Origin of the sequence: Paraburkholderia sp. (genome assembly GCF_049581445.1) — a bacterium.
In the GTDB taxonomy this organism is placed as follows: Bacteria; Pseudomonadota; Gammaproteobacteria; order Burkholderiales; family Burkholderiaceae; genus Paraburkholderia.
Genome location: NZ_JBAURZ010000216.1, coordinates 1 through 3,719, shown reverse-complemented (window position 1 = coordinate 3,719; position 3,719 = coordinate 1). Strand labels below are relative to the sequence as shown.

Below are 3,719 nucleotides of genomic sequence, written 5' to 3'. Positions count from 1 at the left end.
TGCTTCGCCTGCCGGACGTGCCGGCTTGTGCAGCGTGCCCTTGGCTTCGGCGGCCTTGACGGGTTCTGCAGGCTTCGCCGCCGGCGCCGGTTCCGGCGCCTTGACCTGAGCCTTGCGCGGCGTGCTCATCATCTCGCGAATCGCGCGCGCTTCGGCTTCTGCCTTTGCACGGCGCTTGCTGATTTCTTCCTGCTCGGCGCGCGTTTTCTCGGCGGCCTGACGCGCTGCGTCTTCCGCTTTCTTCGCCGCTTCGCGTTGCGCAGCACGTTCTGCTGCCGCACGCTCGTCGTCCTGCTCGCTTGCAGCCGGCGCAGCGGGCGCAGCAGCCTGTTCGGCTTGCACCGCCTGCTCAGCCTTCTCCGCCTTCTTCTGGGCCACGGCTTCCGCTGCCACAGCAACGCGCTTCTTCGCCGCTTCTTCTTCAGCGCGGCGACGCTCGGCTTCAGCAGCCTGTTCGCGCGCCTGACGCTCGGATTCTTCGCGCTCCAGTTGCTCCTGGCGCGCCTTCAGTTCCTGCGCCTGCTTCTCGAGCAACTCGGCTTCGTGACGTGCTTCTTCTTCGCGACGCTGAAGTTCGAGGTCGTCCGTATCGTTCTCGGCCTCGGCCACATGATTCGATGCATCACCGCCTTCGCCGCCCGCTTCATCACGGCGGACGAACGTGCGCTTCTTGCGCACCTCGACCTGAATGGTTCGAGCCTTACCCGTCGAATCAGATTGCTTGATCTCCGACGTATGCCGTTTCGTCAGCGTGATCTTGCGCTTGTCCGCATCAGTCGAGCCGTGAGACTTGCGCAAGTGGTCGAGCAGACGCGCCTTGTCCGTTTCGGACAGGGTATCGTCTTCGCTCGCTTTGGTGACGCCTGCCGCCTGCAGCTGCTCAAGCAGCACGCCTGCAGGCATTTTCAGTTCCGCGGCAAATTGGGCTACGTTGTTACTCGCCATTCATTCCTCTTAATGCAAGGACCGATTCCTTGCGGTTAGCATCGGGTCATGCGGCCTGACGACCGCGTTCAATTTAGTGCGCCATGGTCATTTCTCACTGGAACCAGTGTTCACGTGCTTTCATGATCAACGCCTTAGCGGCATCCTCTTCCATTCCGGTCATTTCGACCAATTCATCCACAGCCAGCTCAGCCAGTTCGTCCCGCGTGTGAATCTGCTGTTCTGCCAGCTTTGCGAGCAGGTCGGCGTCAATGCCGTCCAGGCTCTTCAGGTCGAGGGCAACATTCTCGACCTTTTCTTCATTCGCGATCGCCATCGTCAACAACGCATCGCGTGAGCGATTGCGCAGTTCGTGAACGGTGTCTTCATCGAACGCTTCGATCTCGAGCATCTCGTTGAGCGGCACATATGCGATCTCTTCGAGGCTCGTGAAGCCTTCGTCGATCAGGATGTCGGCGACTTCTTCGTCGACATCGAGACGCGCCATGAACAGGTCACGCAGTACACCGCGTTCCTGATTCTGCTTTTGCGCAGATTCGTCCGGCGTCATGATGTTGATCTGCCAGCCGGTGAGTTCGCTGGCAAGACGCACGTTCTGGCCGCTACGGCCGATTGCGACCGCCAGTTCGTTCTCGTCGACGACGACGTCCATCGAATGCTTTTCTTCATCGACGACGATCGACTGCACGGCTGCCGGCGCGAGCGCGCCGATCACAAACTGGGCGGGATCTTCCGACCATAGCACGATGTCGACGTTTTCGCCACCGAGCTCGTTGCGCACAGCCTGCACGCGCGAGCCGCGAATACCGACGCAAGTGCCGATCGGATCGATACGCTTGTCATAAGCGATCACGCCGATCTTGGCACGCACGCCCGGATCGCGCGCCGCTGCCTTGATTTCGAGCAGACCCTGCTCGATTTCCGGCACTTCCATTTCGAACAGCTTCATCAGGAACTCGGGCGCCGTACGCGAGAGTTCGATCTGCGGGCCACGCGCGGTGCGGTCCACCTTGGCGATGTAAGCGCGCACGCGGTCACCCACGCGCAGGTTTTCCTTCGGAATCAGCTGGTCGCGGCGCAACAGCGCTTCGACGCGGCCCGATTCGACGATGAAGTTACCCTTGTCGAGGCGCTTGACCGTGCCGGTCATGATGTTTTCGCCGCGCTCCAGGAAGTCGTTGAGGATCTGCTCGCGTTCCGCGTCGCGCACCTTCTGCAGGATCACCTGCTTGGCGGCCTGCGCGCCGATACGGCCGAACTCAATGGACGGCACCGGTTCTTCGATGAACTCGTCGAGCTGGATTTCAGGCTTTTGCTCACGTGCTTCGAACAGCAGGATTTCCTGATCCGGCTCTTGCAGACCGGCTTCGTCCGGCACCACTTTCCAACGGCGAAACGTTTCGTGCTCGCCGCTTTCACGGTCGATCTGAACGCGGATGTCCGCGTCTTCTTCGAAGAGTTTCTTGGAGGCCGAAGCGAGAGCCGCTTCGAGCGCGGCAAATACCACGTCTTTGTCGACGTTCTTCTCGCGTGCCAGCGCATCCACCAGCATCAACACTTCGCGACTCATTGTTTGCGGCTCCTAAAGTCAAACTTCGGAACGAGGCGTGCTTTATCGATGTCCGCGAGCGTGAAATCGAGCATCGCGGCGCCTTCCTTCCCTTCAAATTCCAGACCGATCGTCTCGTCTTGCGGAGCATGCAGGATGCCCCGGTACGATTTCCGTCCGTCCAATGGCTTTTTCAATGTGATTACCACTTCGCTGCCTGCGAAGCGTTCAAAATCCGCCAGTTTCTTCAGCGGGCGGTCGAGCCCCGGCGACGATACTTCGAGCCGCTCATAATCGATATTTTCGACCGTCAAAACGTGCTGGAGCTGACGTGTGACTTTCTCGCAGTCTTCGATCGCGATGCCGGCCGGCTGGTCGATAAAAATACACAACATGCCGCGCCCGGTGCGCTCGATGTCGACGAGCTCGTAGCCGAGTCCCACTACCGTGGTTTCAATCAGTTCCGTCAGTTGCACAGTGCCCTCTTAGATGTTCGCGCAGCGAGCCTGCCGCCTGTTTTGCAAACAACCAATGCGGGCCGCGCGCCAAGCCGGCGCACGTTCGTGCTACCCGAGATGCCGAACCACAAACTGAAGCGACAAAAAAAAATGGGCGAAACGCCCATCATCTTATTGCCGGTGGTCGCACCTGAGCCGCACATAAAAAGCCGCACGCCCAGCGACTCTGCGATTGTAGCCATTTTTCACGACAAACGCAAACCGCAGACGGCGCCGAGACGCGCATTTCCGCTTGATTTCACTGCAATCTTTCTTGCAAATGAGGGCGGGTGATACTTTGCGCAAGGGCTGCGCCAGGACTGGTGTGTGGCCGACGGGGCGCGATCAGGTTCGCCCGCAGTTAGCATCGGGCACCGATTTTTTGTGCACGCTATACGGCAGTGCCGAGCTCACGCTCATAGACCGCAAGATTCACTCGATCCTGCAAAATCCCGCGAGCTAACCGGGCGCAATGTGCCGTTGCTCGTGCAGGGTAACGACTCGTCGCAGCTCCGCGCTTGGGATTGCAGCCTTGCGACACCCGGCTCATCACGCATTAACGCGTGACCGAGCCGAGCCCAGTGAGATAAGGCGCAACCTAGCGACCGCGCGAACGCCCGCGTGGACCTGCACCACCGCGGTTGGCTCCAGCATTGGGGTTGCCGCCGCCCGAACGGGTGGCGTTGCCGCCACGATTGCCGCCCGGCCCACGACCACCGCCGCTACCC

Annotated in this window: 4 protein-coding genes; 1 reads left to right on the top strand and 3 read right to left on the bottom strand. The window is 60.3% G+C overall.

The window, feature by feature from the left end; genetic code table 11:
• From WCA85_RS18830 to rimP, 3 genes are all read right to left on the bottom strand, one after another.
• On the bottom strand, positions 1–945 hold a 945-nt coding region (locus WCA85_RS18830; RefSeq protein WP_424066391.1), incomplete at its 3' end, for a translation initiation factor IF-2 associated domain-containing protein.
• 94 nt (positions 946–1,039) lie between these two features.
• Positions 1,040–2,515 (bottom strand): transcription termination factor NusA, encoded by a 1,476-nt coding sequence (gene nusA / locus WCA85_RS18825; RefSeq protein WP_424066390.1) that lies wholly within the window; start codon positions 2,513–2,515, stop codon positions 1,040–1,042.
• On the bottom strand, positions 2,512–2,970 hold the full coding sequence (rimP, locus tag WCA85_RS18820) for a ribosome maturation factor RimP (RefSeq protein WP_424066389.1): 459 nt from the start codon (positions 2,968–2,970) through the stop codon (positions 2,512–2,514). The genes nusA and rimP overlap by 4 nt, the downstream gene beginning before the upstream one ends.
• Before the next feature lie 99 nt (positions 2,971–3,069).
• On the opposite strand from rimP, the gene WCA85_RS18815 reads away from it, so the two are divergent.
• A complete protein-coding gene (locus tag WCA85_RS18815) occupies positions 3,070–3,285 on the top strand; it encodes a hypothetical protein (RefSeq protein ID WP_424066388.1) in 216 nt (71 codons plus the stop codon).
• The last annotated feature ends 434 nt before the right edge of the window (positions 3,286–3,719 follow it).

Excerpts from the sequence above, each read along its gene's own strand:
- nusA (WP_424066390.1), bottom strand. The coding sequence starts at position 2,515 with ATGAGTCGCGAAGTGTTGATGCTGGTGGATGCGCTGGCACGCGAGAAG.
- WCA85_RS18815 (WP_424066388.1), top strand. The coding sequence starts at position 3,070 with ATGCCGAACCACAAACTGAAGCGACAAAAAAAAATGGGCGAAACGCCC.